Annotated in this window: 1 protein-coding gene; it reads right to left on the reverse strand. The window is 79.1% G+C overall.

Annotation, left to right across the window (positions count from 1 at the left end; genetic code table 11):
* On the reverse strand, nucleotides 1-2,418 hold a 2,418-nt coding region (locus HLB09_RS20175), incomplete at its 3' end, for a putative bifunctional diguanylate cyclase/phosphodiesterase (RefSeq protein ID WP_171204231.1).
* Nucleotides 2,419-2,694: the final 276 nt, after the last annotated feature.

The raw sequence follows: 2,694 nt of genomic DNA on the forward strand, positions 1-2,694 counted from the left end.
GTGAGCGCCGGCGGCACCGGCCGCGGCGGCCGCGGCGGCGCCCGCCGGCTCCTGCACGGGCTGCGGCTGCAGCGGGACGAGGGGGACGGCCGCGGGCCCGTGACCGGGCACCTGCTCCGGCGCGAGGGGGCGGGCCAGGAGGTAGCCCTGCGCCTCGTCGCAGCCGAGGGCCCGCAGCTGGGCGAGCTGGCCGACGTGCTCGACGCCCTCGGCGACGACGCGCAGGCCCACCGCCTGGCCGGCCTGGACGACGAGCGCGAGCAGCCCGGTGTCGGCGGCGGTGCCGGAGACGAAGGAGCGGTCCACCTTGAGCGCGTCGGCGGGCAGCTGGCGCAGCTGCGCCACGGACGTGTAGCCGGTGCCGAAGTCGTCGATGCTGGCGCGCACCCCGAGCGCCCGGAGCGCCGCCAGGTGCTCGCCCGCGGTGGAGGCGTCCACGAGCACGGTCTCGGTGATCTCCACGACGAGCTGGTGCGGGTCGAGGCCCGAGCGCTCCAGCGCCCCGGCCACGTGGTCGACGACGACGCGCCGCGCGAGGTGGCGGCCGGAGAGGTTGACGGCGACGTGCCGCCCCGCGAAGGCGTCGGGATCGGCCGCCGTCCACGCCGCCATCTGGCGGGTGGCCTCCTCCAGCACCCAGCGGTCGAGGTCGCACACGAGGTCGGAGCGCTCCGCGACGGGGATGAAGAGGTCCGGTGGGACGAGGCCGACCCCGGGCCGCTCCCAGCGGACGAGGGCCTCGTAGCCGGTGACGGCGCCCCCGGCGAGCTCGTGCACCGGCTGGTAGCGCAGGACCAGCTCGCCGGCCGCGAGGCCGTGCACGAGCGCGGCCTCCACGGCGGCCTGCTCCTCGAGCTCGCGGCGCAGGTCGGTGTCGACGACGACGGCGCGACCGCGCCCGCCCTCCTTGGCCCGGGCCAGGGCGACGCCGCCGTCGGCCAGCAGGGAGTCGGCCGTCGTCCCGCGCCCGCACGCCAGGGCCGCGCCGACGCTGACGCCGACGGCGACGTCCCGGTCGCCCGCGGGCAGCGGCGCGGAGAGGGCGACGACGACGAGGTCGGCGACCTCGCGCAGCTCGAGGGCCGTGCGCCGCCCGAGGACGACGAGGAACTCGTCGGCGCCGAGCCGCCCGACGTGGTCGTCCGCGCGCACGAGGGCGCGCAGGCGGTCGGCGGCGCCGCGGAGCACCTCGTCCCCGACGCCGGGCCCGTAGCGGTCGTTGACCTGGGTGAAGCGGTCGAGGTCGACGCGCAGCAGGCCGACGAGGCGGTCGTCGACCCGCGGGTGCGCGTGCTGGGAGGGCCGGTGGTCCTGGGAGTGCTGGTGGTGCTGCGAGTGCAGGGCCACCTCGAGCGCGGCGAGGGAGCGGGTGCGGCTCGGCAGGCCCGTGAGGGCGTCGTGGGAGGCCTGGTGCGCCACCCGGGCGACGAGGGACTCGCGCTCCCGGGCGGCGGAGGACACCTGCGCGGTGGCGCGGTGGAGCCGCGCCACGACGAGGAGCGCCATCGCCGCTGCGGCGACCACCACCGCCCACCCCGACAGCGGCGCGCCGCCCACGAGCTCCAGCGCGAGCACGCCCGGGGCCACGAGCAGCGCCGCCGCGAGCGCGGCCGCCCGCCGGCGGCCGGGCACCGCGCTGGGGCGCGACGTCACCGGGGCGGGGTCGCCCGTCGCGCTCGGGTGCAGGGCCGCGGCGCCGGCGGTGAGGTAGGAGGCCATGTAGACGACGTTCACCGCCCCCTCGACGACGTCGGTGGACGCCGACAGCGAGGAGTACAGGACGTCGGCCACGAGCATGAGCCCGAGCGAGGCGCCGAGCAGGCGCGTCGACGTCGCCCGTCCGCCCGGCAGCCCGAGGAGGGGGACGAGCAGGCCGAGCAGCAGGACGTCGCCGAGCGGGTAGGCGATGCTGACGGCCTGGGCCAGCGAGCTGGCGTGCTCGGCGCGCAGCACCGGCTCCACGACGGCCACCCAGCACGGCAGGGCCAGGCCCACGACGACGACGGCGACGTCGAGCAGCGCCGCGGGCTCCGCGCCCCGCGCCCGGCGGCGCAGGTGGACGACGAGGCCGGCGGCGAAGAGCGGGTAGGCGAGCAGGTACAGCGCGTCGGCGGGCGAGGGGTACGGGTCGCGGTCGAGCAGCTCGGCGTAGACCTGGTAGACGAGGTCGCCCAGCCCCCAGGAGAGGACGGCGGCCGCGACGAGCACCCACCCGGCGCGACCGGCGGAGGCGCGGCGCCCGGTTCGGGGGAGCACGGCCCGCGGGAGGACGGCCCCGCGCAGGACGGCGGCCGCCCCCACGAGCGAGGCGACCACGAAGACGGCGGACCGGACGGGGCCCGTCGGCAGCAGCGCGTACGTCGCGCAGAGCGCCACCGCCGCCGCGCCGTAGCCCAGCAGCCCCCTCGTCCCGACCACGCGCCCCCCTCGTGCTCCCCCGCGTCCGCGGCTCCTCCTCCCATCGGCGGGGGGAGGCCCGGCCTGAGGATGCTCCCCCGACGGGGAGACCGTCCGGGGAACGCGGGAACCCGTCCTCCACCGGGCCCCGCCCCGCGCCCGACGGGGCGCTGCGGCAGGGTGGCGCGGTGGCCCCCGCTCCTGAGCACCCCTCCGACGACCGACCGGCCCGGCCCGGACCGGGGCCGTCGCCCACGCACGGGGCGGCCCGTGACTCGGCCGACGAGCCGGGCCGCG

Origin of the sequence: Pseudokineococcus marinus (assembly GCF_013004605.1) — a bacterium.
GTDB classification, from domain to species: Bacteria; Actinomycetota; Actinomycetes; order Actinomycetales; family Quadrisphaeraceae; genus Pseudokineococcus; species Pseudokineococcus marinus.